We start from the raw sequence: 26,569 nt of genomic DNA, 5'->3' as shown, positions 1-26,569 counted from the left end.
GCGTTGTCGGGCACCTGTTGCATGATGGTCAACAGCAAATACCAGTGGTGCTCAGTGGTGCAGGGGGACGGCAGTGGAACTCCAGCTCAGCGTGATCGACCCGGTCCGTGACGACCGTGCGGACATGCTGGTCGACGCCGACCCCGCGGCGCCCGTCGGCGCGCTCGCGGCGGAGATCGGCCGGCTGCTCGGACGTCCGGACGACGGACAGGGCCCGCCCGCCCTGCACATCAACGGCTTCCAGATCGACCCCGAGCTGAGCCTGGACGCCTCGCCGGTGCGTGACGGCGCGGTGGTCAGCGTCGCCGCGCCCGACGCCTGCCCGGCGCCCGACGCCCAGGGCACGGTGGAAGTACGGATCGTGGGCGGTCCCGACGCGGGCGGCGTGCACCGGCTCGGTCCCGGCGTCGCGGTCGTCGGCAGCGGGCCCGACGCGTGGATCCGGCTCAACGACCCGGCGCTGCCGCACTCCGCGGTGGAGGTGGACGTCGCGGTCGACGGGACGGTCACCGTCCACCCGTCCTTCGGCAGCTCCGCCACCATCGACGGCAAGCCGCTCACCGACGCGAGCCCCTGGCGGCCGCGCAGCGTCGTCGCCGCCGGACAGACCTTGCTGGAACTGAGCCTGCCGAGCTTCCCCGACACCGCGCTCAAGCCCTCCGAGGACGGCACCGGCCTCGACTACAACCGGCCGCCGCGCATCACCCCGCCGCCGCGGCCGACCAACTTCCAGCTGCCGAGCAAGCCCAAGCAGTCCGAGAACCGGCCCATGCCCTGGCTGATGGCGATCGTGCCGCTGTTCGGCGCGGTGCTCATGGCGATGATGATGCACCAGCCGCGCTTCCTCTTCATGGCGGTGCTCAGCCCGGTCGCCATGGTCGGCAACTACATGAACGACAAGAAGCACGGCAAGAAGTCGTTCCGCCAGACCAACGCCGACTACGAGACGCACAAGGAGTCGATCGAGCGGCAGGCCCGCAAGGCCATGGCCGCCGACACCGCCGCCCGCCGCACCCAGGCCCCGGACCCGGCCGAGGTGCTGGTCGCCGCGACCGGGCCGAGCCAGCGGCTGTGGGAACGGCGGCGCTCCGACCCGGACTACGGGATGCTGCGCGTCGGCACCGGCACCCTCCCCACCGAGGTCCAGGTCTCGGACCCGGCCCAGGAGGAGCACAAGCGCAACGAGGCCCGGAAGCTGTCCGACGTTCCGGTGACCGTCCCCATGCAGCAGCACGGTGTGCTCGGCGTCGCGGGCCGCGGTGAACTGCCGCGCGCCATCGGCCGCTGGCTGGTGGCCCAGGCCGCCGCCCTGCACTCCCCCGCCGATCTGCAGATCTGCGTGCTCACCGACCCCAGCGGCCGCGAGGGCTGGGAGTGGGTGCGCTGGCTGCCGCACGCCAGGGCCCGCGAGGGACAGTCCGCACTGGCCCTGATCGGCACCGACGCCGACAGCGTCGCCCGCCGGATCAGCGAACTGCTCGCCCAGGTCACCTCCCGCCAGGACGCGGCCCGCGAGGCCGGCTCCCAGCCCAACCAGGCCTGGGGCGGCCCCACGATCCTCGTCGTCCTCGACGGCTCCCGGCGGCTGCGCGCACTGCCCGGCCTCACCCAGGTGCTGCGCGACGGCCCCCGCGTCGGCATCCACCTCATCTGCCTCGACGCCGACCGCCGGCTGCTCCCCGAGGAGTGCCGTGCGCTCGTCGAGGAGGACTACTACGGGCTGCTGCAGGTCTCGATGGCCGGCGTCGAGCCGGTCTCCGGGGTGCGGCCCGACTGTGTGACCGCCGCGTGGGGCGAGCAGATGGCCCGCGCGATGGCCCCGATCCGCGACGTCAGCGGTGACGAGGGCGCGGCCCTGCCGGACTCCTGCCGGCTGCTCGATGTGATCGAGATGGAGCCGCCCACCGTCGGCGGCATCGCCGCCCGCTGGAGCATGGGCGGCCGCTCCACCCAGGCCGTGGTCGGCTCGTCCTTCGACGGCGCGTTCGCCATCGACCTGGTCCGCGACGGGCCGCACGGCCTGGTCGCCGGCACCACCGGTTCCGGCAAGTCCGAGCTGCTGCAGACCATCGTGGCGTCGCTGGCGGTCGCCAACCGGCCGGACGCGATGACGTTCGTCCTCGTCGACTACAAGGGCGGCGCGGCCTTCAAGGACTGCGTGAAGCTGCCGCACACCGTCGGTATGGTCACCGACCTCGACACGCACCTGGTGGAACGGGCCCTGGAGTCGCTCGGCGCCGAGCTGCGCCGCCGCGAGCACACCCTCGCGGCCGCCGGTGCCAAGGACCTCGAGGACTACATCATCGCGATGCGCACCAACCCGGGGCTCGCGGCGATGCCCCGGCTGCTCATCGTCATCGACGAGTTCGCGTCCATGGCCCGTGAGCTGCCCGACTTCGTGACCGGCCTGGTCAACATCGCCCAGCGAGGCCGTTCGCTCGGCATCCACCTCATCCTCGCCACCCAGCGGCCCTCGGGTGTGGTCTCCCCCGAGATCCGCGCCAACACCAACCTCCGCATCGCGCTGCGCGTCACCGACGCCAGCGAATCGTCCGACGTCATCGACGCCCCCGACGCCGGATACATCGCCAAGTCCACCCCGGGCCGGGCGTATGTGCGGCTCGGCGCCTCCTCGCTGCTGCCGTTCCAGTCCGGACGCGTCGGCGGCCGGCGCCCCGGCCAGGTCGCCACCAAGGCGCCCGCGCCGTGGACCGTGCAGATCGGCTGGGACGGCCTCGGCCGCCCGGTCCCCGAACGGCCGTCCGGTCCCCGTACCAACGACGACGACCTGCTGACCGACCTCGCCGTCCTCGTCGAAGCCATCCAGGGCGCCAACGAGCAGCTGGGGCTGCCGCCGCAGCACAGCCCGTGGCTGCCCGCGCTCACCGAGCGGATGGTCATCGACGAGCTGGAGACCCCGGTCAACGTCTCCCGCGACGGCCTGCTGCCGGCCCCGTACGCGGTCGACGACCTGCCGAGCGAGCAGGCGCGGCGCACCGCCTCCATCGATCTGACGACCTTCGGTCACCTGATGATCGCGGGCGCCCCGCGCATGGGCCGCTCGCAGACGCTGCGCACCATCGCGGGCTCGCTGGCCCGCTCCAACTCCTGCGCCGATGTGCACCTGTACGCGTTGGACTGCGGGAACGGCGCGCTGCTGGCGCTGTCCGCGCTGCCGCACTGCGGCGCCGTGGTCCGCTCCAACGAGGCGGACCGCGCGGTCCGGCTGATCGGCAAGCTCGCCGCCGAGGTGCAGCGCCGGATGGCGCTGCTCGGCGAGGGCGGCTTCACCGACATCAACGAGCAGCGGACGGGTGTCGCCGAGGCGGACCGGCTGCCGCACATCGTGCTGCTGCTGGACCGCTGGGAGGGCTTCACCCCGTCGCTCGGCGATCTGAACAACGGCTCGCTGACCGACACGATCTTCCAGCTGATGCGCGAGGGCGCGTCCGTCGGTATCCACGTGATCATGACGGGCGACCGGTCGCTGCTGCTCGGCCGGATCTCCACCCTCACCGAGAACAAGATCGCGCTGCAGCTCAGCGACTCGGGCGACCTGTCCCTGATCGGCCTCAACCCGCGCAAGATCCCCGCGAAGATCCCGCCGGGCCGGGCGTTCCGCGCGCAGGGCGCCACCGAGACCCATGTGGCGCTGCTCACCGAGGACCCCAGCGGCCAGGCCCAGTCCGCGGCCCTGCACGCCATCGGCGCCGCGGCCAAGGACCGGGACAGCGCCGTACCGCGCTCCCGCCGGCCGTTCCGGGTCGATGTGCTGCCCTCCCGGATCGAGTTCGAGGAGGCGTGGGAGATGCGCGACCCGCAGGAGATGCAGGCCATGCGCGGCGGCGGCCGGCTCTGGTCGATGGCGGCCATCGGCGGCGACCAGCTGACCGTGCTGGGCCCGAACCTCGCCGAGGGCACGCCCGCCTTCGTCATCGCGGGCCCGGCCCGCTCCGGGCGCAGCACCGCGCTGCTGACGATGACGCGCTCGTTCCTCACCGCGGGTACCCAGATCATCCTGGCCACCCCGCGCCGCCAGTCACCGCTGCGCCGTCTCAAGCACGCCCCGGGCGTCGTGGGCTTCTTCGGCACCGACGAGATCACCACGGCGGAACTCCAGGAGGCGCTGGCCCGCTTCAGCGGCCCCGGCGTGATCATCGTGGACGATGCGGAGCTGCTGCGTAACTGCGAGGCGGGGGACGTCTTCCAGTCCGTGGTGCGCAACGCGACCGGCAAGGACATCGGTCTGGTCATCGCGGGCGACGCGGACGACATCTGCGGCGGCTTCAACGGCTGGCAGGTCGAGATGAAGAAGGCCCGCCGCGGCCTTCTCCTGTCCCCGCAGAACATGTCGGACGGCGACCTGGTCGGCGTCCGGCTGCAGCGCGGCTCCATCGGCCAGGCCATCCAGCCCGGCCGCGGCCTGCTGCACCTGGGCGACGGCGAGGTCCGCACCGTCCAGGTCCCGCTGACCGCCCTGTAACAGCGGTCGCTCGGGGAGCACCGGTCACTCCGGGCGACAGCGGTCGCTCCGGTCCCGGGAGGCGCGTGGTCAGAGCAGTTCGACGCGCGCCTCCTCGGGGAAGCCGACGCGACGGGCGAACTCGGCGATGCCGGTGAGCTGCCCGGCGCCGAGGGAGAAGTCGAGCGTCGTGAAGTACCGGCTCAGCAGCTCGGAGTCGAAGGACTCCCAGCGGGCGGCCTGCTCGGCGACCTTGTCGACCTCCTCCAGCGAGAGGTCACGCGAGGCGAGGAACGCGCGGTGCACCTCGCGGACGGCCTCCGGCTCGCGCGCGAAGTAGTCGCGGCGGGTGGCCCAGACGGCGAAGACGAACGGCAGCCCCGTCCAGTCCTTCCACATCTGGCCCAGGTCGTGCACCTGCAGGCCGAGCCGGGGCGCGTCGTGCAGGGAGGCCCGCAGGGCCGCGTCACCGATGAGGACGGCGGCCTGTGCCTCCTGCATCATCAGCGACAGGTCGGGCGGGCAGCTGTAGTACTCGGGGCGCACCCCGTACCGCTCGGTGAGCAGCAGCTCAGCGAGGCGCACGGAGGTCCGGCTCGTGGAGCCGAGGGCGACCCGCTGGCCGTCGAGCTGGTCGAGCGGCAGTTGGCTCACGATGACGCAGGACATGACGGGGCCGTCGCAGCCGACGGCGATGTCCGGGAGCGCCACCAGTTCGTCGGCGTGCCGCAGGTACTCCATGAGCGTGACGGGAGCGACGTCCAGGTCCCCGCGCACCAGCTGGGCGCTGAGTTTCTCCGGGGTGTCCTTGGTGAGTTCCAGGTCGAGGAGAGCTCCTGTCCTGGCAAGCCCCCAGTACAGGGGCACGCAGTTCAGGAACTGGATGTGGCCGACCCGCGGACGGGTCCGGCCGCTTTCGGCGTCAGGTGCAGATTTGTCCACATCAGGAGGCTAGTCCTGGTCCTTGCGGATCTTGTGGCCGGGCGGCGGAACAGCCCCTGGAAGGGCCTCGAAAGGCCGATCTTGAGACCCTTCCCCACCCCTGAACCTGCGTGCTACTCTCCTCGCAAGTTGCAGTTTGGTTTCCCTTGCAGTACAGAGCCTGCGGAGCATGTGACCCCGTAGGCTTTTGTAGTTTTCAGACTTCGCAGTTGCAGGTTCTGGAGCAGGGCAACCCTTTGGGCCCAAGGAGGGCTTTATGGCTACCGGAACCGTGAAGTGGTTCAACGCTGAAAAGGGCTTCGGCTTTATCGCCCAGGACGGCGGGGGCCCCGACGTCTTCGTTCACTACTCCGCGATCAACGCCGCTGGGTTCCGCTCCCTCGAGGAGAACCAGCAGGTCAACTTCGACGTCACCCAGGGCCCGAAGGGCCCCCAGGCGGAGAACGTAACCCCGGTCTGATCGACGGGATCGCCTCACAGCATTGCCAAGGAGCCCCGCACCGGTTGTGCGGGGCTCCTGCCTTTCCCGCCGCTACCGCGGGCCCGGCACGGGTTCCGGAGTTTCCCGGCCTTCCCCGCTTTCATCGCGTTCTGTGCTTTCTCCGCGTTCCGTACTTTCCACGTGTTCCGGGCGTCCCGCCAGCTCCGCGTAGAGCGCGTCGATCCGGTCCCGGTACCGCTCCGCGACCACCGAGCGGCGGAGCTTCAGCGTCGGGGTGAGTTCACCCGCCTCCACCGACAGGTCCTCGTCGAGAATCACGAACGCCCGGATCCGCGCCGGCCGGGCGACCTGCTCGTTGGCCGCGTCCACGATCTCCTGCACCAGGGCGTGCACCTCCGGGTGCCGGGTCGGGCGGGCGCCCAGGATCTTCTTGGTGCGCGACGCCCAGCCGATGATCTCGTCCGGGTCCAGGGTGAGCACCGCGACCGGGTAGGGGCGGCGGTCGCCGATCATCACCGCCCGGGAGACGTAGCGGGACTGCTGGATGGCGAACTCGATCTGGGTCGGGGTGAGGTTCTTGCCGGCCGAGGTGATGACGATGTCCTTCTTCCGGCCGGTGATCGTCAGATAGCCGTCGGCGTCGAACGCGCCGAGGTCCCCGGTGTGCAGCCAGCCGTCGGAGTCCAGCGCCTCGGACGTCGCGTCCGGGTCGCCGTGGTAGCCGGGGAAGACGTTGGCGCCCCTCGCGAGTACCTCCCCGTCGTCCGCGATCCGCACCTCGCAGCCGTCGATGGGCCGGCCGACCGTGCCGTGCCGGAAGTCGGTGGCGTGGTTGACGGCGATGATGCCGCCGGACTCCGTCATGCCGTACCCCTCCAGGACGGCCAGCCCGCAGGCCCGCAGAAAGTCCATGGTCTGCGGGGCGATGGGCGCGGCTCCGGTGGTCGCCCAGCGCAGCCGGCCGCCGAAGACGGCGCGGACCAGGCTGAAGAGCGCGGCGTCCGCGGCGTCGTAGGCCTCGCGCAGCTCCGGCGGCAGCTCCTCGCCCCGGTCCCGCAGCTCGGCCGCCCGCACGCCGAGCGCGACGGCCGCCTCGAACCGTTCCCGGCCGCCCTCCTGCGACTCCGCGAGCGACAGCACCTGGGAGTGCACCTTCTCGAACAGCCGCGGCACGGACGGCAGATGGGTGGGCCTGACCTCGGCGAGCTCGGCGACGATGCTCTCGATCCGCCCGCCGAAGAAGCACAGCGCCCCGCCGACCAGCAGCGTCGTGAACTGGATCAGCTGGGCCAGCATGTGGGCGAGCGGCAGGTACAGATACGTGGTGTCGCCGGGGAGGCCGCCCTCGATGTGCGGCACGGTGGCGTCCTGCACGGCGCCGAAGTTGCCGTGGGTGAGCCGGCACCCCTTGGGCATCCCGGTGGTGCCGGAGGTGTAGACGATGGACGCCAGGTCCTCGGGCTTGCGCGCCCCGGCACGGGCCAGCAGTTCGGCGAGCAGGTCGTCGTCCAGAGGGGCGGGCGTCCCGGCCGAGCCCTCCGCCACCGTGTCCTCCGCGGCGATGCCGCCCGCCGCGGTGCCTTCGGCTGCGGTGCCTTCAGCCGCAGCGCCTTCAGCCGCAGTGCCCGCCGCCAGCCCGTCGAGCTCGCTGAGCACCAGGACCTGCCGGAGCTGCGGCAGCCGGTCCCGCAGCCGCTCCACCTTGGCGGCCTGCCGGTCGTCCTCGCAGAGGATCACGGAGGTACCGGAGTCGCTCAGCACCCAGGCGACCTCCTCGTCGCCGGCCGTCGGATAGACCGGCACGACGACCGCGCCCGCCGCCAGCGCGGCGAGGTGCGCGTACGTCCACTCCGGCCGGGTCTCGGACAGGATCGCCAGCCGGTCACCGGGCTCGACGCCGAGCGCGACGAGCCCGCAGCCGGCCCGCCGTACGGTGTCGCGCAGTTGCGTATAGGTGATGTCGCGCCAGCCGCCGCCGGCGCGGAAGCGCAGTGCGGGACTGTCGCCGTGCCGTTCCGCCACCCATTCCGCTGTCAACGCCAGCGTCCCTGGCCGATCGGTCTGCGGTGCCATGGTGCCCATCGCGCGCCTCCCTTGGTCGTGTAGCCATGACGCTATGAAGCACGAGACCCCACGAAGATGACACGAACCGTCACACGGGTTGACCCTGCCGCTCAGCGGGAGCACCGTTGAGTGTCATGGGCACGCATACGATCACGGTGCACCGGGTCAGAGCGGCGTTACGCGGTGCCCAGCGGCTCGGCATCGACACCGCCCCGCTGCTCCAACGGGCCCAGATCGCACCCCTGTTGCTCGGCGACGACCGGGCCCGGGTGACCGACGCCCAGTTCACCTGCCTCGTCAAGGAACTGCACCGGGCCACGAACGACGAGTTCCTCGGTCTCGGCCCCGCGCCCAGCCCGCGCGGCACCTTCGCCATGATGTGCTGCACGGCCCTGGGCGGCCGTGACCTGGGCGCCGCGCTGGACCGGGCGGTGCGGTTCTACGGGCTGTTCCCGAGCGGCCCCGCCCTCGGCGTCGGCGCGTCGGACGGTGTCGCGCGCTTCACCGTGCGCGGCGAGCTCACCGACGACCCGGACCACTTCCTCTCCGAGTGCCTGGTCGTCATCTGGCACCGGCTCTCCAGCTGGCTCGTCGGCAGCCGCATCCCGCTGCGGCGCGCCGAGTTCGCCTATCCGGCGCCCCCGCACCGGGCCGAGTACGACCTGCTCTTCGGCTGCCCGGTCCGCTTCGGCGCGGAGCACACCGGCGCCTCCTTCGACGCGCACTGGCTCGACGCCCCGCTCATCCAGGACGAGTCGGCGCTCGGCGAACTGCTGCGCCGGGCGCCCGCCGACCTGCTCAGCCGGCGCGACTACGGCACCACCGTCACCGAACAGATCCGCCGCACGATGGCCCGCGCCCTGATCACCCGCACCCGGCTGCCGGAGGCCCCGGAGATCGCGGCGCGGCTCGCGGTCAGCCCCGCGACCCTGCGCCGCCGGCTGACGGCCGAGGGCACGTCCTTCCAGCGGCTCAAGGACTCCGTCCGCAGGGACGCGGCCATCGCCGGGCTCAGCGAGGGGCACGAACCGATCGCCCAACTGGCGGCGCGGCTCGGATTCTCCGAGGACACCGCCTTCCACCGGGCCTTCCGCCGCTGGACCGGAACCACCCCCGGCGCGTACCGCCATGCGGCCCTCGGGGCGCATCCCTCGGAGTGAGGCTCCCGCGCCGGGTCCCCTGGCGCGAGCGCCCGGAGTGAATCCTTTGGGATGAATGCGGTTCCGGGTCAGCAAAGGTGAGCGGCGTGGTCAACGCCGGGGCTACCCGCAAGTCACTACGGTCCCTGTACCCCACACCTTCCACCGTATTGATGGGAGAGCCGCAGTGCAGAGCACCGTACGACGCATCCGGCACACCGTCCTGGCGGCCCTGGCCGCCCTGGCACTGACGACCGCACTGACCGCCGCCGCAGCCCCGGCCGGAGCAACGACAACGGCGGCACATGCCGCCGCGTCCGCCGCGTCCGCCACGTCCACCGCGTCCGCCACGTCCACCGGGCAGCCCGGCGACATCGTCAGCGCCGAGCCGAGCCGCTTCATGCCCAACCCCCTCGTCCTCACCAGCACCAGGGCCTGGAAGATCCGCTACCGGTCCACCACCGCCACCGGCGCCCCCAACGTCGTCTCCGGCACCGTCCTCGTCCCCGACGACGGCCGCACCGGACAGCGCCCCCTCGTCACGTACGCCGTCGGCACCGTCGGCCTCGCCGACAGCTGCGCTCCCTCCCGCGGCTTCCCCACCGGGACCACCGCCGAGGGCAGTCTCATCTGGCAGGCGCTGCTGCGCGGCTGGGCCGTCGCGGTCACCGACTACGAAGGGCTCGGCACCCCCGGCACCCACACGTACACCGTCGGCCGGGCCGAGGGGCAGGCCGGGCGAGACGCGGCCCGCGCCGCCGAACGGCTGCCCGGCACCGGCCTGAACGCCGACACGCCCGTCGGCATCATGGGCTACTCGCAGGGCGGCCAGGCCTCCAGCTGGGCCGCCGAGATCCATGACTCCTACGCACCCGGCCTGAACGTCAGGGGCACCGCCACCGGCGGCGTCCCCGCCGATCTCCTCAAGGTCGCCGACTTCAACAACGGCGGCGTCGGCGCGGGCCTGATCCTCGCCGCGGCCGTCGGCCACGACGCCGCGTACCCGGCGCTCGACCTCGCCAAGTACCTCAACGACAACGGCCGGTCGGTGGTGAACATCGTCAAGACGCAGTGCGTCGCCATAGACGCCATCGCCGGTCTCTTCCAGCGCATCGACCAGGTGACCGTCAGCAACCCGCTCTACCAGGCCGACTGGCAGAGCGCGCTGCGCGCCGACGCGCTGGGCACCCACGCGCCCGACGCCCCGGTCTACCTCTACCACGGCGTCATCGACGAGCTGATCCCCTACACCGTGGGGCAGCAGCTGCGCGCCGACTGGTGCGCGAAGGGCGTCGACGTCCAGTGGCAGTCGATGCCGCTCGGCCACATCACCGGAGCCATCGCGGGTTCACCCTTCGCCATGGCCTGGCTCGCCGACCGCTTCGCCGGCCACCCCACGGCGGGCAACTGCTGACCGGGGTCGTTCACACGCCGGCGCCGGCCGGACCGGGGAACCGGTCCGGCCGGCGCCGGCGCATCACCACGGCCGTCACCGCTTGCGGTAGAGATCCTCGATCTCCTTGGTGAAGTCCCTCGCGACCGCCGCCCGCCTGAGCTTCATCGACGGCGTCAGATGCCCCGACTCCTCCGTGAACTCCACCGGCAGCACCCGGAAGCGCCGGATCGACTCGGCCCGTGACACCGAGTCGTTCGCGTCGTCGACGGCGTGCTGGATCTCCGCGAGGAGCTCCGGGTCCTCGGCGAGCTGCGCCGGACGGACGCCGTCGCGGTGGTGCATCCGGCGCCAGTGGCTGAGGCCGTCCGGTTCGAGGGTGATGAGCGCGGCCACGTAGGGGCGGTTGTCGCCGACGACCATGCACTGCCCCACGAGGGGGTGCGCCCGGAGCCGGTCCTCCAGCGGAGCCGGGGCGACGTTCTTGCCGCCCGCGGTGATGATGATCTCCTTCTTGCGGCCGGTGATCGTCAGATAGCCCTCGGCGTCGAGCTCCCCGATGTCACCGGTGGCGAACCAGCCGCCGTTCACCGGGTGATACGCCCCGACCCGGCCGTTCCAGTAGCCGCCGAACACCATGCCGCCGCTGAGCAGCACCTCGCCGTCGTCGGCGATCCGGACGGCGGCACCCGGCAGCGGCCAGCCGACGGTGCCGAGCCGGGGCCGCAGGGGTGGGGTGACGGTGGCGGCGGCCGTGGTCTCCGTCAGCCCGTAGCCCTCGAAGACCACGACGCCCGCGCCCGCGTAGAAGGCGGCGAGGCGGCGGCCGAGTGGTGAGCCGCCGCAGATCGCGTAGCGGACCTTGCCGCCGAGGGCGGCGCGGATCCGCCGGTAGACGAGCGGGTCGTAGAGCGCGTGGGCGGCCCGCAGCCCGAGCGAGGGCCCGCGCCCGGTGCCGGACTGCTGCGCCTCCAGGGCCTCGCCGTACCGCCGCGCGATCGAGGCGGCGCGGTCGAAGGAGGCGGCCCGGCCCATGGACTCGGCCGTGGCGCGGCCGGTGTTGTAGACCTTCTCCAGCACGTACGGGATCGCGAGCAGGAACGTCGGCCGGAAGCCGGCGAGGTCGGCCAGCAGATCGTCGGTGGCGATGCTGGGCGCGTGGCCGAGCTTGACCCGGGCCCGCAGACAGCCGACGGCGACCATCCGCCCGAAGACGTGCGACAGGGGCAGGAAGAGCAGCGTCGAGGCGGGCTCCTCGCTCACCGACTTGAAGACGGGGTGCAGCAGCTCGATGGAGTTGTCGACCTCGGCGAAGAAGTTGGCGTGCGTGAGGATGCAGCCCTTGGGGCGTCCGGTGGTGCCCGACGTGTAGATGAGGGTGGCGACGCTGTCGGGTCGGAGGCCGCCGCGCCGCCCCTCGATGAGGATGTCCGGCAGCTCCCGCCCCTCGGAGATCAGCTGGGAGATGCCGCCCGCGTCCAGTTGCCACAGATGCCGCAGCCCGGTCAGCTCGCGGCGCCGCCCGCTGACCAGCCGGGTCTGCTCGACGCTCTCCACCGCGCAGGCCACCGCCCCGGAGTCCGCGAGGATCCAGGCGGCCTGCGCGGCGGAGGACGTCGGGTAGATGGGGACGGTGATGAGGCCGGCGGCCCAGGCCGCGAAGTCCAGCAGCGTCCACTCGTAGGTCGTCCGCGACATGATCGCGAGCCGGTCGCCGGGGCGCAGCCCGGAGGCGATCAGCCCCTTCGCCACCGCGACCACCTCGTCGCGGAACGCCGCGGCCGTGATGTCGCGCCAGGCCCCGCGCTCGTCCTTGCGGCTGAGGACGGCCTCCTGCGGAGCCTCCACCGCGTTGCGGAACGGGATGTCCGCGAGGCTCCCGGCGCTCTCGGGCGGTACGAGAGCCGGCACGGACGCCTGCCGGACCGAACCGCCCGAGACGACGAGATCCGGTTCCACGGCGACGAGTTGGGACGGTATCGGGCTCTTACGGGACATCAGGGGCTCTCCTGGTTCGCGGAATCGTACGGCGGCTCGCGCTACGCGGATCGGCGGCGTTCAGGGCGGCATCGGGCGGGGACGAGGTCGGTTTCAGGGCAACGTGTTGGACGAGCGCTTCACGGGGCCGAGCGGCGGGGCGCGAGGCGGTTCAGGGGCGTTCGAGCACGGCCGTGACCCCCTGGCCGCCTGCCGCGCAGATGGAGACCAGCCCGCGCCCGGGGCCGCCGCGTTCGGCGAGCAGCGCGGCGAGGGTCGCGACGATGCGGGCGCCGGTCGCCGCGAAGGGGTGCCCGGTGGCGAGCGACGAGCCGGCCACGTTCAGCCGCTCCCGGTCCACCGTTCCCAACGGGCGTTCCAGGCCGAGCCGTCCGGTGCAGAACTCCTTGTCCTCCCAGGCGGCGAGGGTGGCCAGCACCTGCGAGGCGAACGCCTCGTGGATCTCGTAGAGGTCGAAGCCGCCGAGGGCGAGCCCGGCCCGTTCCAGCAGGCGCGGCACGGCGTACGCGGGCGCCATGAGCAGCCCTTCCTCGTCGCCCATGGGGTTGCCGACGAAGTCGACGGCGGCCGTCTCGTACGCCGTGAGGAAGGCGAGCGGCTCCAGCCCGCGGTCGGCCGCCCATTCCTCGCTCGCCAGCAGGACGACGGCCGCGCCGTCCGTGAGCGGTGTCGAGTTGCCGGCCGTCATGGTGGCGCCGCCCTCCCGCACGCCGAAGACCGGCCGCAGCCGGGCGAGCCGCTCGGCGGTGGAGTCCGGGCGCAGGTTCTGGTCGCGGTCCAGGCCCCGGAAGGGCGTCACCAGGTCGTCGAACAGGCCGCGTTCGTACGCTGCGGCGAGGCGTTGGTGGCTGGCGGCGGCCAGGACGTCCTGCGCTTCGCGCGCGATGTCCCACCGCTTGGCGGTGAGCGCGGCGTGCTCGCCCATCGACAGACCGGTGCGCGGCTCGGCGTTGCGCGGGATCTCCGGTACGAGATGACGTGGCCGGATGCGCGCCAGCGCCCTGGCGCGCGCACCCGCGGACCTGGCGCGGCGCGTCTCCAGCAGGATCCGCCGCAACTGGTCGTTGACGCCGAGCGGTGCGTCGCTCGCGGTGTCGGCGCCGCCCGCGATGCCGCAGTCGAGCTGGCCGAGCGCGATCTTGTTCGCGACGGCGATGATCGCCTGCAACCCGGTGCCGCACGCCTGTTGGATGTCGTAGGCGGGGGTGGCGGGGTCGAGGGTGCTGCCGAGCAGGGTCTCGCGGGCGAGGTTGAAGTCACGGCTGTGCTTGAGGACGGCCCCGGCCACGAACTCCCCGACGCGCTCACCGGCCAGCCCGGTCCTTTCCACCAGTCCGGCCAGCGCCGCACCCAGCATGTCCTGGTTGGACGCGGTGGCGTACGGGCCGTCGGAGCGGGCGAACGGTATGCGGTTGCCCGCCACCACCGCGACCCGGCGCGGACTGTCCCTGCGATCACTCATCGGCTGGCTCTCCCTTGGCTGGGCGCTGACTCACCAGTAGCCTTACCGGCGGTAAACTTACTCCAGAGTAAGGAGAAGGCCAATGGCCGATCGCTATCTCCGTTTCACGGGTACGGCCCCCGGCCGCTTCCTCTCCGGCCGCCTCGGACTCCCCCAGCCCACCGCGCTCCGCCGGTGGTCCCCGGAACACCCGGACCTGGCAGGACCGGTCCTGCGCCTGACGGCCGGCGCCCCGCGACCGGACGACGCGACCGGTACGGAGCCGGTGTCCGGCGCACCCGACGCGCCTGCGGCCGACGCACCTGCCGCTGTCGTTCTGGACGCCACCGGCATCTGCGAACCGCGGGCGCTGCACGACGTGTACGCGGCACTGCACCCCGTCGTCCGCTCGCTCGCGCCCTGCGGCCGGCTGGTCGTTCTCGGCGCCGTCCCGGATCCGGCCGACCCCCACCAGGCCGCCGCCCAGCAGGCGCTCGAAGGCCTCGTCCGCTCCCTCGGCAAGGAGATCGGCCGCGGCCGTACCGTCCAACTGCTGCGCCTGGCGCCCGGCGCGGACTCCGGGTCGACGCTGCGCTTCCTCCTCTCCCCCAGGTCCGCGTACGTGAGCGGCCAGGTCATCGAGGTCGGCCCGGCGGGCCCGGTCGTCCCCGCCACCGCTCCCGCCTCCGGCACCCGGATCGCGCTCGTCACCGGCGCCGCGCGCGGCATCGGCGAGTCCGTCGCCGCCACGCTCGCCCGTGACGGCCACCATGTCGTCTGCCTCGACGTCCCGCAGGCCGAAGAGGCCCTGGCCGATGTCGCGCGGCGGTTGGGCGGCACCGCGCTCGCCCTGGACATCACCGCGCCGGACGCCGGGGAACGTATCGCCGCCGCGCTCCCCGACGGCCTGGACGTGCTGGTCCACAACGCCGGGATCACCCGCGACCGCAAGCTCGCCAACATGGCCGCCGACCGCTGGGACTCCGTCCTCGACGTCAACCTCGGCAGCGTCATCCGCACCACCGACCACCTGCTGAAGTCCGGCACCCTGCGGGACGGCGGCCGGATCGTCGCCACCGCCTCGATCAGCGGCATCGCGGGCAACGCCGGCCAGACCAACTACGCCGCCTCGAAGGCCGGCGTCATCGGCTTCGTCCGCGCGCTCGCGACGGATCCGCGCACGACCGGGCACGGCATCACCGTGAACGCCGTCGCCCCCGGGTTCATCGAAACGAAGATGACCGCCGCGGTCCCGCTGTTCATCCGCGAGGCGGGCCGCCGGATGAACTCCCTCGGCCAGGGCGGGCTTCCGGTCGACGTGGCCGAGACCATCGCCTGGTTCGCGGATCCCGGATCGGGCGGTGTCACGGGGCAGGTCGTGCGCGTCTGCGGCCAGAGCCTGCTGGGCGCGTGACCCGCACCGCGTGACCCGCACCGCGTGGCTCGCACCGCGTGGCTCGCACCGCGTGGCCCGCACCGCGTGGCCCGCACCGCGTGGCCCGCACCGCGTGGCCCGCACCGCGTGGCCCGCACCGCGTGGCCCGCACCGCGTGGCCCGAATCCCGCATCGCCGAATGGAAGGGACAACCCGACGTGCCCACCCGCACCCTCGCCGCGCCACCGCGGCTGCCCCTGGTCCTGGCCCGGGGCGCGCTCGGCTCGCGCCGCAAGCGCGGGTGGCCGCGCGCCTTGGCGGCGCCCACCGACCGGCTGGTCCTGCCCGCCGCGCGCATCGACCCGGGCCGGCTCGCCGCGTACGCGCGGGTCTGCGGCTACCCCGACAACGCGTCCGGCGCGGTCCCGCTGACCTACCCGCACATCCTCGGGTTCCCGCTGGCCGCGCAGCTGATGGCGGACCGCGCGTTCCCGCTGCCGCTGCTCGGCCTGGTGCACACCTCGATCGAGATCACCCAGGTGCGGGCCCTGCGCGCGACCGACCGTCCCGAACTGACCGTCCACACCTCGGCGCTCCGCCCGCACCACCGCGGCACCGAAGCCGTCCTCGTGACCGAGGCCCGTCTCCACGGCGAACTCGTGTGGTCCGACCGCAGTACGTACCTCGCCCGGCACAGCGGCGCCACGGGCCCGCGCCCCGACGAGGCGCCGGAGCCCGCGGGGTCCACGCTGGCCGCCGTCGCCACCTGGCGGCTCACCGCGGACCTGGGCCGCCGCCATGCGCGAGTGTCCGGCGACTACAACCCGATCCACCTCCACCCCTGGACCGCGAAGCCCCTCGGCTTCCCCCGCGCCATCGCCCACGGCATGTGGACCGTGGCCCGCTGCGCCGCCGAAGCGGTGCCACTGAACGCCGACCGGATCACCCTGCGGGCCACGTTCGGAGCACCGGTGCTGCTCCCCGGCACGGTGACCTACACGGCCGAGACCACGTCCGAGACCACGTCCGAGACCACTCCCGGGACGGGAACCCGCTTCGAGCTGCGCGGCGACGGCCGCGTCCACCTCACGGGCGAGGTGGTTCCCAGCGCCGGCCGTTCATGAGGTTGCCCAGGCCGGCCCAGGCGAAGTTCATCAGTGTCGCCGCGGTGTCCTTCCCCGACTGGCCGGGCTGCTCGCAGCCCCAGCCCGCCAGCGACTCCGCCGCGCCCACCAGGGCGTGCGCCAGCGCCGTGACCTCCCGCTCGGCAAGCTCCCCGGCGCAGTCGGCCTCCCGGGCCGCGGCGGCGATCAGCTCCCTGACGAACTCGGCGATCTCGGCGCGCATCTTCGCGACCTCGTCCGCGAACGGCTCCCCCTGGGTCCGCGCCTGCTGATACAGCACGGTCCAGCCGTCGGGACGCTCCGTCGTATGCGTGAAGAACGCCCGCAGCCCGCACCACAGTTGCCGGTCCGGCGCCGCCCCCGGCTCCACCCCGGCCATCACCGCCTCGGTGAGCGCCGCCGCCTCCCGCCGGATGCACGCGGTGAACAGCTCTTCCTTCGAATTCAGATACAGATAGACGAGGGGTTTCGACACCCCCGCCAGCTCGGCGATCTCATCCATCGAGGCCGCCCGGTACCCCCGCCGCGCGAACGTCGCCACCGCCGCGTCGAGCATCTGCTGCTCCCGCACCTGCCGCGGCACCCGCTTGGTCTTCCCGCCCACCCCGTGCCACCTCTCGCGTAGCCCTACCCGAAAGTAAGCCTACGGGGCGGGTCTCCGCCCGGCCTGCCGCCCGGGACAGGGCCCGTGGCGGGTTCCGGACAACCGGCCACCCCTCGGGAATCTGGACAGAGCCCTACTGACGGGCCGACAATCCCACCATGACGTCCCCCGAGTTCCGCGCCCAGGGCGTACGGCCGTCGGAGAACGAGCGGGACCACGCACTCGAGGTGCTCCGTGCCGGGACCGGCGACGGCCGGCTCTCCCACGACACCTTCATGCACCGCATGCACATCGTGCTCACCGCCCGCAGCCGCGCCGAGGTCGACGGCGCCCTCGCCGACCTCCCCTCCCGCGGCCGCGCCCCGCAACTCCTGCTGCGCACCGTCGCCCGCCTCTCCGCGCTCTCCGTACGCCTGCGCGGCAGTTGGCGCACCCAGCAGCTCCCCGGCCTGCGGCTGCCCGAGCCCGGCCCCCAGCCCCTGCGCATCGGCCGCGCCCCGGTGTGCGACCTCCGCCTCGGCCACGACTCCGTCTCCCGCACCCACGCCGAGCTCCGCTACCAGGACAACGCCTGGCTCCTCTCCGACCTCGGCTCCCTCAACGGCACCCACGTCAACGGCCTCCGCATCACCGGCACCGTCCGCGTCCACCCCGGCGACCACGTGGCCTTCGGCAGCCTCAACTTCCGCCTCGCCTCCGGCTGATCCGGCCCCGTACCGCCGCCGGCTTCACACGCTGCGTGGGCGTCCTGGACCTCCTTCCCGAGCCCAGAGCAGGTCAGGCGGGCGTTCAGACGCGGCAACCGTCACATGGCACGCGTGGCCGGGAGCGCTGCCGACTGCCGCCGGGACGGCGTGCCAAAGACGGCCGGCAGCGAGGGAGGGGTGGCCCGCCTTGCGTGGCTGATCCTCTGCCGGCTCCGCGTGGTGGGGCGCCGTACCCCAGCCGTCACGCATGACAGGCGCGCGAGGCGACCGCGCCACCGGGAATGGGCGGGCGGGGAGCAGCTGCTGCCGCGATGCGGCAGAGGCCGGAGCGGTCGCTCCGCTTCGTACCGGTCTCGTTGGGGGATATGAGCGCGCCGTTCGATCTCTTCCCAGCCGCCAAGCTGCCGTTCCCCCACAGAGCCGTGTCCGTTCGGTCGGGGGCTTGCAGTTCGGAGAGGTTGGCGCAGCGCTCTACGCCGCCGGCGGCCTTGCGGAGCCAGATCACCGGTCCGCGGTGGCGTTGGATCCAGGGGCGGTGATAGCCGGTGTCGATCTGGACGACGAAGGCCGAGCATTTGCGCGCGGTGTCGTACACCTCGTCATCGACGTTGACTGCGGTCAGAGGTTCACGGGCCATCTGCTCGGCCTTCCTCGTCGGGTCAGCAGGTTGGGGGCATCAGGTTGGGCATGTCGCGCGTGACCGGGAGCAGATGATCACGCTCATGGGGAACCCGCAGCGGGGGCAGGTCTTGGCGGCCGATGAAGTCCACGCCGAAGGCAGTGAACGTGTACTCGGGCTCGCCCTGGACGATCCCCGACCAAGAACGGCCCGGTATGCGAGAAGGCAGAGGCGGAGTGTCGTCGTCACTCATCGGGGACCGCCCGTCCGTCGATGATGTTGTCTGGACTGTGCAGCCATACCCGCTGACCGCTGGCCATGACGGTCAGCCCGAAGTCCGTCTTCTCGGGCTTGCCGATCGAGGTCCACCACGCGTACGCGGTTTCGATCTCGTCCCACAGATGGCGGGGGCCCGACTGCCGGACGGAGAACGACGAGGCTCCTTCCGCTGTATCCACCTCGGCGATGGATGTTCCGTCGCTGATATGGATGGCAGAGACGTAGGCGCCCCCATCGCGGACCGTGACGTACTCGACACCCGGCACCCGATGGCCGATCGCGAAGAGCACCGCAGTCGAGCCGAACACTGCGAGTGGATCCAACGCGCTCTCGCTCTGGGTGAACGTGGCCGGCGCCGACCATCCGGCAGGCCGGTGGGCCCGCAGCCACATGAACGACGCCTCGTCCACCACACGGCCGCTCGCGGTCACGCCGTCCGACTCCAGACGCAGCAGGCCGCCGTTCGACAGACCGTGTCCCCACGGGGTGACGATCAGCCCGTGGGTCTGCTGCACCCACTGGTAGGGGATTTCGCGAACGGAGCAGCTGGCGAGCAGGCGATCGTACGGAGCACGGGGTAACCAGCCGGCTGCCCCGTCCGCGCAGTAGACGTGGACGCCGGACCAGCCCGCATCGGCCAGATTCTGGCGAGCCGTCGCCGCAACTTCGCGATCGACGTCCACGGTGGTCACGTTCTCGACGCCGACGCGATCGGCTAACAGGGCCGAATCCCAGCCCGTGCCGGTACCGATGCCCAGCACGTTGTGGCCAGGCTTCACGTCCAGTACGCGGAACATTTGCGCGACCATGTACGGCATGGAGTTCGACGACGTGGGACCGTCGATGTCCTGATGCGTGACGATCGGGATGTCAGCGGCGACCGCCTCAGCCCACAGGTCGGGGTTGTCGTCACGGTCAATGATCCGGTCACCGTGGCCGAGGTCGGCGACGATCAGACGCGGGATGAACGGTTCCCGCGGAACCGTCAGTTCGGGGTAGTCCATGAGAGCCGTCACTTCTTGGGCTTGGGAAGGTTCGTCGGCGGCCGATCGCGGTGGCCGTCCTGTGGAGCGGTGTCGGGCTTGCCGGAGTGGTCTCCACCCTTGGCCATGTCAGTTGTCCTTTCCTGAAGTACGGCTCTTGCCACTGCCGCGCTTGGCGACCGGGATCGGCGACGGGTCGGGCGGACGGGGAACAGGAGTGCTCATGGCGGGATCCTCCGTGGGAGTCAGACAGTTCGGGTCACAGGCGTAGAGCAGGACCGCGACCCACACACCAGCGGATCGGTCACCGCTGGGACGCGAATCGATGAAGCGGCGGCCGTCGTCCTGAAGCCACACACCGCAGTAGCAACAGCGCATACCAGTGCGTTGCTCTTCGGTCAGCGAGCGATCCCGCGGACTGTCGCTTCGGCGGCGAGGCCCTCGGTGCGCCGACTGGCCGGCTACGAACCGTCTCATCGGCGAAAAGCCTCCGACCATTGCTGCTTCCGTACAGTTAGCGGAAGGTCACTCCCTGCTCTTCAACCAGATAACTCCCAAAGCACCGGGCGAACTTGCACAGAAGTTGCACACCCGTGGGAGGCGTGAGTGCATATCGCGCCATCGACGGGCCTGGCGCAGCACACTGGGGATATGTACGCAGCTGACACCACGACAGGCACCGTCGGCGCCAACATCGCCGCACTCCGCAAGACACGGGAATGGACCCAGCCGGCCCTGGCGCATCGGGCGGGCGTTTCGGTGTCGCTCCTGCAAAAGATCGAGGTCGGCGACCGCGCTTGCCTTCCTGCCGTAGCGACGCAACTAGCGGACGCTCTCGGCGTGTCTGTGCAGGTCGTCTACGGTCAGCCGTACGCGGAATCCCCTGTCGCGGACGAGACCATGAGCGCGCTGCGGGCAGCGGTCCGTCGATACTCCCAGCCAGATGGAGAGACGCCCGACACTGACGTGCTCCACGCGGACCTCCGCAAAGCATCCGTACTGCGCGCCGCCACTCAGTACCGGGAACTCGCCGAAACTCTCCCCAGTCTCATCAACCGGGCCACCATTCACGCGCACCAGGCCGATGACCCCGAGGCTTGGGCTCTCCTGGTTGACGCGTACAGCTGCGCGTACACCGTGGCGCATCGCCTGGGTTACCCCGACCTTGCCGAATTGATTGTCGCGCGGCAGCAGTGGGCCGCCACCCGGACATGGTCGCCCATCGCGCAAGCAGCGAGCGCATGGACGGAGGCAGGCACGTTCCAAACGGCGGGTGACTACGACGGGGGTATGGGCGTTATCGAACGCGCCATCGTGCTCTTGTCCGCCGCGCCCAGCAACAACCAACAAGCGATTGTCGCGGCCGGCAGCCTGCATCTCCGGGCAATCACTCTCGCCTCACGGGCCCGAAACACCGCCGCAACCGCTGAGCACGTCCGGCACGCCTCCACGCTGGCAGACCAGCTCGGAGAAGAAGACATGCTCTGCCACAACCTGACATTCGGCAAAGGCAACACCCGGCTCCACCAAATGGCCTCATGGATTGAACTCGACAAGCCCCACCAGGCTGTAGGCATGGCCGAGGACCTGACGCGCTCTGGGACAGGACTTCCCGGGCTGGCGCCCACCAGGATCGGCCACCTCCACATTGACGCCGCTCGCGCGCATCTGGCGGCAGGCAACCGGGACGGGGCCTTGGAGTCGCTGTTGGAGGCACGCAGAGTGGCGCCGCAGATGGCACGCATCCACCCAATGGCCCGCGAGGTACTGCGAGTGTTGGTGTCTCTACACAGACGCGCCAAGCCAGAACTGACGACGTTGGCGCGATGGGCCGGGCTGCACCAAGATCCGTAAGCCATCGGGGGCAAAAACAGCAACACGCCTAAGGCCCCTCCGCCGGCCCCGCGATGACGAGCACGGCGGGGAGGCGCTGTGCGCAGCCGTGTTGGGGCAGCTCCGTTACGTCGTCGGTCCGATCAAGGACGCAGCTTTCGACGTACGGCTACGCGAACTGCTGCACTGAGCTCAACGGATCGCTTCATCCATCAGCACGTAGAGCAGACCCACGAGGGAACCGCTGCTGACGATCTCCCGACGGTCGATCATGCCGCGCACCCGGTCGAGGGGGATCCACTCGATCCGGTCGGACTCGTTCTTCTCCGTCGGCGGGCCGATCTGCGTCGCCCCATCGGCCCGGAAGACGTAGTGCTGCGAGTCCGTGATCCCGTTCGCCGGCTCGGCGTAGATGAGCGGCTTCATCGGCGCAGGGCGCCAGCCCGTCTCTTCTTCCACCTCGCGTGCAGCCGCCTCATCGGGGGTCTCGCCCTCCTCGATGAGGCCCATCGGCAGCTCCCAAGCCCACGAGTCCGTGATGAAGCGATGCCGCCACATCATCAAGATCTCGCGCTGGTCGTTCACCACCGCGGCCACGGCCAAGTGCCGCATCCGCACCACGTGATGCTCCCAGCGCCGGCCGTCCGGCTGCTCGACATCGACGAGGAACAGGTTCACCCATTGGTTGGCGTAGATCTGACGCTCGCCATGAGTCTTCCACCGCATGCAGGCCGCCCCTCTCGCAAGTGCTCCCCAGCATCCCAGAGCCCAACGCGCAGCGATTGGTCTGAGTGGATCTCACGTCAGCCGTGAAGCCTCCAACCTGCGTGCCAGTGCCCCCGGTCCCCTCGGCGAATGCCGGGGATCGGGGGCACTGCTGCGCCAAGCTGTTACGCGGCGACCGGGACGCGCTCTTCGCGGTCCGTGTTCGCGTCGTCGTCCATCAGGCTGTCGAGGTCCGCGCCGTGGGCGGTGGCGTACTTGTCGCGGTCGAGGATGTTCTCGCGGGCCGCGACGATGATCGGGATGACGGACTGGCCGGCCACGTTCGTGGCGGTCCGCATCATGTCGAGGATGGGGTCGATCGCGAGCAGGAGGCCGACGCCTTCGAGGGGGAGGCCGAGGGTGGAGAGGGTCAGGGTGAGCATGACCGTGGCGCCGGTGAGGCCCGCGGTGGCGGCGGAGCCGATGACCGAGACGAAGGCGATCAGCAGGTAGTCGCCGATGCCCAGGTGCACGTCGAAGACCTCCGCGATGAAGATCGCGGCGAGGGCCGGGTAGATCGCGGCGCAGCCGTCCATCTTGGTGGTGGCGCCGAACGGGACGGCGAAGGACGCGTACTCGCGCGGGACGCCGAGGCGTTCGGTGACGCGCTGGGTGACCGGCATGGTGCCGACCGAGGAGCGCGAGACGAAGGCGAGCTGGATGGCGGGCCAGGCGCCGCGGAAGAACTGCAGCGGGCTGACCTTGGCGACGGTGGCGAGCAGCAGCGGGTAGACGCCGAACAGGACGAGGGCGCAGCCGACGTAGACGTCGGCGGTGAAGGTCGCGTACTGCTTGATCAGGTTCCAGCCGTAGGTGTTGATGGCGTTGCCGATCAGGCCCAGGGTGCCCAGCGGGGCGAGCTTGATGACCCACCACAGGGCCTTCTGGAGCAGTTCGAGAACCGCGGAGCTGAGGGTGAGGATCGGCTCGGCCTTCTCGCCGAGCTGGAGCAGCGCGATACCGACGACGGCCGCCATGAAGACGATCTGCAGCACGTTCAGCTCGGTGAACGGCGAGATGACGTCGGTCGGGATGATGCCGGTGAGGAAGTCGAGCCAGGAGCCGGTGTGCTTCGGCTTGGCGCCGTCGGCCGGGGTGAGGCCGCTGCCGGAGCCGGGGTTGGTGAGCAGGCCGATCGCGAGGCCGATGGAGACCGCGATCAGCGACGTGATCATGAACCAGAGCAGCGTGCGGGTGGCCAGCCGGGCGGCGTTGGAGACGTTCCGCAGGTTGGTGATGGAGACCACGATGGCGAAGAAGACCAGCGGCGCGACGGCCAGCTTGAGCAGTTGGACGAAGATCGAGCCGATCTCGTCGAGGGTCTTGCCGAGCCAGGCGATGTCGCCGCTGCGGGCGATCCAGCCGAGACACACACCGAGGACGAGGCCGCCGAGGATCTGCGCCCAGAACGGGATCTTGGGTATGCGTACGCGACTGGATGTAGGAGACATGTTCCGGACGCTAACACCGGAGCTTTGGGAAACTCAAAGTCATTCTTTGGGTTCTCATGACGTGGACGGCCGGAAACGGCCCGGGCCGGCGCGTGGACAGCACAAAGCCCCGCCGGGAACGGGGTGTTCCGGCGGGGCATGGCGAAGCGTGTGACGAGGGTTACCCACCGACCCCCGGGCGGTCGTGCGGACCTACGGCCCAACTGGCGTTACGCGGTGCGCGCGGCGTCGTCCGCCGCGTCCTCCGCGCTCTGGCTCTTGGCGAAGTTCGCCCGGCTGCGCTCGACGCGCGCGGAGACCTGGGCCGACGCGGCATCCCGGGCGCCGCGCAGCAGCACGAAGCTCAGCGGCGCGGAGATGACGAGCGCGAGCAGCGCAACCCACAGGAGGTTGGAGCCACCGAGCCCGGCCGGCAGGATCCGCAGGGAGACCAGACCCCAGATGACCGCGAAGCAGCCGACGAAGAGGCCAAAACGCATGGCGGTGTAACGGAACATGCTTCCAGTGAAGCACGGCCCCCCGACGATCAGTGCAGGGGGAGCCACATAGTGATGTCGTCGCGGAAGTCGTCGGCGGCGACGCGGATCGCGTCCGGTACGCGGCCGACTTCCTTGAATCCGCAGGCGGCGTAGAAGGCGTCCACGCCGGTGCCGCCGCGCACCCCGAGCCGGAGCGCGTCGAAGCCCAGGTCGCGGGCGAAGTCGACGGCCTCGGCCAGCATCCGCCGGCCGCGCCCGCCGCCCTGCAGGACCGGGTCGACCATGACGGTGACCAGCGTGCACCAGTGCCGCATCAGCCGGTGGGTGTTGAGCTTCAGGAAGACCGTGCCGACCGCCCGCCCGTCCTCGTACGCGACGAGAAGCCGCTGGGTCCCCGCGCCGACCGACTCGAACTGCCCGTCGGCGACCGGGCGTACGTCCTCGGCCGTGACCGGCGGGACGAAGCCGACCGCGCCGCCGGCGTTGGAGGCGTCGGTCCAGATCCGGAGGATCTCTTCGCGGAGGCCGGTGGACAGCTCGGGGTCACGCGCAAAGGTAAGGGCCATAGGTCAATGTTAGCCATTACTCCGGCGGCCCGGCAACGGGCTTCCACGGCTTGGGACAGCGCGAAGGCCCCGGCACCACGCACCTGCGCGTGGCACCGGGGCCTTCGGCGAACGGAGATGACGTCAGAGGCGCATCGGCTGCGGGGACTCGCGCCGTTCGGCGTTCGGCCCGGGGTACTCGCGGATGATCTCGTAGCGCGTGTTGCGCTCGACCGGCCGGAACCCGGCGTCGCGGATCAGCTCGAGGATGTCGTCCCGGTTCAGCTTGTTCGGCGTGCCGAAGTCGTCCGCGTCATGGGTGATCTTGTACTCGACGACCGAGCCGTCCATGTCGTCCGCGCCGTGCTGCAGCGCCAGCTGGGCGGTCTGCACCCCGTGCATCACCCAGAAGACCTTGACGTGCGGCACATTGTCGAAGAGCAGCCGGGAGACGGCGAACGTCTTGAGCGCGTCCGCGCCGCTGGCCATGGTGGTGCGGGCCTGCAGCGTGTTGCGGATCTTGCCGTCCTTCATGTCCACGAAGTCGTGCTGGTACCGCAGCGGGATGAAGACCTGGAAACCGCCGGTCTCGTCCTGCAGCTCGCGCAGCCGCAGCACGTGGTCCACCCGGTGCTTCGGCTCCTCGATGTGCCCGTAGAGCATCGTCGAGGGGGTCTTGAGACCCTTGGAGTGCGCGAGACGGTGGATCCGCGACCAGTCCTCCCAGTGGGTGCGGTGGTCCACGATGTGCTGCCGGACCTCCCAGTCGAAGATCTCGGCGCCGCCGCCGGTCAGCGACTCCAGGCCCGCGTCGATCAGCTCGTCCAGGATGTCCGAGGCCGACAGACCGGAGATCGTCTCGAAGTGGTGGATCTCCGTCGCCGTGAACGCCTTCAGCGAGACGGACGGCAGCGCCTCCTTGAGGGCCTTCAGCGAGCGCGGGTAGTAGCGCCACGGCAGCGTCGGGTGCAGACCGTTGACGATGTGCAGCTCGGTGAGGTTCTCGCCCTCCATCGTCTTCGCGAGACGGACGGCCTCCTCGATGCGCATCGTGTACGCGTCCTTCTCGCCCGGCTTGCGCTGGAACGAGCAGTAGGCGCACGACGCGGTGCACACGTTCGTCATGTTGAGGTGCCGGTTGACGTTGAAGTGAACGACATCGCCGTTCTTCTTCGTCCGTACGTGGTGTGCGAGACCACCCAGCCAAGCGAGGTCGTCGGACTCGTAGAGGGCGATTCCGTCCTCACGGGTCAGCCGCTCACCCGCGTAGACCTTCTCCTCCAGCTCACGCTTGAGTCCAGCGTCCATGCTGCCGCCTCCTAGTTGCATTCGACCCGACCAAAACTACTCCCCCGGTTCACGACGGCGAGCAGCCCCCGCTCACACCTCTTCGGGGAGCGAGCCGACCCGGTTCTCCCACTTCGTGGAGAGCACGATCGTGGTCCGGGTACGGGCCACGCCCTTCGTCCCGGACAGCCGGCGGATCGTCCGCTCCAGGCCGTCCACGTCGCCGACCCTGACCTTGAGCATGTACGAGTCGTCGCCGGCGATGAACCAGCAGTCCTCGATCTCGTCCAGGTCGCGCAGCCGGTGCGCCACGTCCTCATGGTCCGCCGCGTCGCTGAGCTGCAGCCCGACCAGGGCGGTCACGCCGAGGCCGAGCGCCACGGGCGCGACGGTGGCCCGGTAGCCGGTGATCACCCCGGCCTGCTCCAGCCGGTTGATCCGGTCGGTGACGCTGGGCCCGGAGAGCCCCACCAGCCGTCCCAGCTCCGCGTACGAGGCCCGCCCGTTCTCGCGCAGCGCCTGGATGAGCTGCCTGTCCACCGCGTCCATATGCCTGGACCCTCCCGTTCATGCATCGATTGCGCCGTGCGAACAAGAATCTAAGGCATCCGCGACCCTGCGGCCTGCGCATCAGCGC

At 71.1% G+C, this 26,569-nt stretch carries 21 protein-coding genes; 8 read left to right on the top strand and 13 right to left on the bottom strand.

Annotated features, from left to right (window positions below; genetic code table 11):
• Positions 1 to 73 precede the first annotated feature (73 nt).
• Positions 74 to 4,483 (top strand): FtsK/SpoIIIE domain-containing protein, encoded by a 4,410-nt coding sequence (locus G3I60_RS23035; protein ID WP_138355174.1) that lies wholly within the window; start codon positions 74 to 76, stop codon positions 4,481 to 4,483.
• Between the two features lie 69 nt (positions 4,484 to 4,552).
• Here the strand turns inward: G3I60_RS23035 and G3I60_RS23030 are convergent, their stop codons facing one another.
• On the bottom strand, positions 4,553 to 5,404 hold the full coding sequence (locus G3I60_RS23030; RefSeq protein ID WP_138355173.1) for a menaquinone biosynthetic enzyme MqnA/MqnD family protein: 852 nt from the start codon (positions 5,402 to 5,404) through the stop codon (positions 4,553 to 4,555).
• A gap of 256 nt (positions 5,405 to 5,660) precedes the next feature.
• Between G3I60_RS23030 and G3I60_RS23025 the strand changes: the two genes are divergently transcribed.
• Positions 5,661 to 5,864 (top strand): cold-shock protein, encoded by a 204-nt coding sequence (locus G3I60_RS23025; protein ID WP_014144190.1) that lies wholly within the window; start codon positions 5,661 to 5,663, stop codon positions 5,862 to 5,864.
• Between the two features lie 72 nt (positions 5,865 to 5,936).
• Here the strand turns inward: G3I60_RS23025 and G3I60_RS23020 are convergent, their stop codons facing one another.
• The gene (locus G3I60_RS23020) at positions 5,937 to 7,928 is read right to left on the bottom strand and encodes a long-chain fatty acid--CoA ligase (protein WP_239070131.1); all 1,992 of its coding nucleotides are present in this window, start codon (positions 7,926 to 7,928) and stop codon (positions 5,937 to 5,939) included.
• 116 nt (positions 7,929 to 8,044) lie between these two features.
• Between G3I60_RS23020 and G3I60_RS23015 the strand changes: the two genes are divergently transcribed.
• Together G3I60_RS23015 and G3I60_RS23010 are read left to right on the top strand one after the other, a co-directional pair.
• Complete coding sequence (locus tag G3I60_RS23015; protein ID WP_164296533.1) at positions 8,045 to 9,070, top strand: AraC family transcriptional regulator; 1,026 nt, start codon at positions 8,045 to 8,047, stop codon at positions 9,068 to 9,070.
• A 166-nt stretch (positions 9,071 to 9,236) separates the two neighbouring features.
• Positions 9,237 to 10,463 (top strand): lipase family protein, encoded by a 1,227-nt coding sequence (locus G3I60_RS23010; RefSeq protein ID WP_343241961.1) that lies wholly within the window; start codon positions 9,237 to 9,239, stop codon positions 10,461 to 10,463.
• Positions 10,464 to 10,538: 75 nt separating this feature from the next.
• On the opposite strand, the gene G3I60_RS23005 is transcribed toward G3I60_RS23010, so the two are convergent.
• Together G3I60_RS23005 and G3I60_RS23000 are read right to left on the bottom strand one after the other, a co-directional pair.
• Positions 10,539 to 12,440, bottom strand: coding sequence for a long-chain fatty acid--CoA ligase (locus G3I60_RS23005; RefSeq protein ID WP_164296529.1), 1,902 nt, complete (start codon positions 12,438 to 12,440; stop codon positions 10,539 to 10,541).
• A gap of 151 nt (positions 12,441 to 12,591) precedes the next feature.
• Positions 12,592 to 13,902: an acetyl-CoA C-acetyltransferase gene (locus G3I60_RS23000; RefSeq protein WP_164296527.1), complete on the bottom strand. Its 1,311-nt coding sequence runs from the start codon at positions 13,900 to 13,902 to the stop codon at positions 12,592 to 12,594.
• Between the two features lie 82 nt (positions 13,903 to 13,984).
• Between G3I60_RS23000 and G3I60_RS22995 the strand changes: the two genes are divergently transcribed.
• Together G3I60_RS22995 and G3I60_RS22990 are read left to right on the top strand one after the other, a co-directional pair.
• Entirely contained in the window at positions 13,985 to 15,295 is a 1,311-nt protein-coding gene (locus G3I60_RS22995; protein ID WP_164296525.1) for a 3-oxoacyl-ACP reductase, read from the top strand.
• Between the two features lie 179 nt (positions 15,296 to 15,474).
• The gene (locus G3I60_RS22990) at positions 15,475 to 16,380 is read left to right on the top strand and encodes a MaoC/PaaZ C-terminal domain-containing protein (protein ID WP_164607658.1); all 906 of its coding nucleotides are present in this window, start codon (positions 15,475 to 15,477) and stop codon (positions 16,378 to 16,380) included.
• Here G3I60_RS22990 and G3I60_RS22985 read toward each other — a convergent pair.
• A complete protein-coding gene (locus G3I60_RS22985) occupies positions 16,343 to 16,936 on the bottom strand; it encodes a TetR/AcrR family transcriptional regulator (protein ID WP_203673605.1) in 594 nt (197 codons plus the stop codon). The two genes, G3I60_RS22990 and G3I60_RS22985, sit on opposite strands and share 38 nt — an antisense overlap.
• Before the next feature lie 206 nt (positions 16,937 to 17,142).
• Here G3I60_RS22985 and G3I60_RS22980 point away from each other — a divergent pair, with 206 nt between their 5' ends.
• Positions 17,143 to 17,688 (top strand): DUF1707 and FHA domain-containing protein, encoded by a 546-nt coding sequence (locus G3I60_RS22980; RefSeq protein ID WP_138355166.1) that lies wholly within the window; start codon positions 17,143 to 17,145, stop codon positions 17,686 to 17,688.
• A 244-nt stretch (positions 17,689 to 17,932) separates the two neighbouring features.
• On the opposite strand, the gene G3I60_RS22975 is transcribed toward G3I60_RS22980, so the two are convergent.
• Positions 17,933 to 18,328 carry a hypothetical protein gene (locus G3I60_RS22975; RefSeq protein ID WP_164299618.1) on the bottom strand — a complete coding sequence of 132 codons (396 nt, stop codon included), beginning with the start codon at positions 18,326 to 18,328 and terminating at the stop codon, positions 17,933 to 17,935.
• A 227-nt stretch (positions 18,329 to 18,555) separates the two neighbouring features.
• Positions 18,556 to 19,593, bottom strand: a complete 1,038-nt coding sequence (locus tag G3I60_RS22970; protein WP_164299616.1) for a methyltransferase domain-containing protein — start codon at positions 19,591 to 19,593, stop codon at positions 18,556 to 18,558.
• A 630-nt stretch (positions 19,594 to 20,223) separates the two neighbouring features.
• Between G3I60_RS22970 and G3I60_RS22965 the strand changes: the two genes are divergently transcribed.
• Positions 20,224 to 21,426, top strand: coding sequence for a helix-turn-helix domain-containing protein (locus tag G3I60_RS22965; RefSeq protein ID WP_164299614.1), 1,203 nt, complete (start codon positions 20,224 to 20,226; stop codon positions 21,424 to 21,426).
• Between the two features lie 171 nt (positions 21,427 to 21,597).
• On the opposite strand, the gene G3I60_RS22960 is transcribed toward G3I60_RS22965, so the two are convergent.
• The 6 genes from G3I60_RS22960 to G3I60_RS22935 all read right to left on the bottom strand — a co-directional run bounded on the left by G3I60_RS22960 (position 21,598) and on the right by G3I60_RS22935 (position 26,481).
• Positions 21,598 to 22,131 (bottom strand): NUDIX domain-containing protein, encoded by a 534-nt coding sequence (locus tag G3I60_RS22960; RefSeq protein ID WP_164607657.1) that lies wholly within the window; start codon positions 22,129 to 22,131, stop codon positions 21,598 to 21,600.
• Positions 22,132 to 22,295: 164 nt separating this feature from the next.
• Positions 22,296 to 23,621: a dicarboxylate/amino acid:cation symporter gene (locus G3I60_RS22955; protein WP_164297550.1), complete on the bottom strand. Its 1,326-nt coding sequence runs from the start codon at positions 23,619 to 23,621 to the stop codon at positions 22,296 to 22,298.
• 209 nt (positions 23,622 to 23,830) lie between these two features.
• Positions 23,831 to 24,118: a DUF4229 domain-containing protein gene (locus tag G3I60_RS22950; protein ID WP_138355162.1), complete on the bottom strand. Its 288-nt coding sequence runs from the start codon at positions 24,116 to 24,118 to the stop codon at positions 23,831 to 23,833.
• Between the two features lie 29 nt (positions 24,119 to 24,147).
• Complete coding sequence (locus tag G3I60_RS22945; protein WP_164297548.1) at positions 24,148 to 24,666, bottom strand: GNAT family N-acetyltransferase; 519 nt, start codon at positions 24,664 to 24,666, stop codon at positions 24,148 to 24,150.
• A 123-nt stretch (positions 24,667 to 24,789) separates the two neighbouring features.
• Positions 24,790 to 25,953, bottom strand: a complete 1,164-nt coding sequence (gene mqnE, locus G3I60_RS22940; RefSeq protein ID WP_138355160.1) for an aminofutalosine synthase MqnE — start codon at positions 25,951 to 25,953, stop codon at positions 24,790 to 24,792.
• A 72-nt stretch (positions 25,954 to 26,025) separates the two neighbouring features.
• A complete protein-coding gene (locus tag G3I60_RS22935) occupies positions 26,026 to 26,481 on the bottom strand; it encodes an Lrp/AsnC family transcriptional regulator (protein ID WP_138355159.1) in 456 nt (151 codons plus the stop codon).
• Positions 26,482 to 26,569: the final 88 nt, after the last annotated feature.

Source organism: Streptomyces sp. SID13666, assembly GCF_010548325.1.
Taxonomy (GTDB): Bacteria; Actinomycetota; Actinomycetes; order Streptomycetales; family Streptomycetaceae; genus Actinacidiphila; species Actinacidiphila fildesensis.
The sequence above is the reverse complement of the archived record's forward strand: the minus strand, read 5'-3'. Positions and strand labels throughout refer to the sequence as shown.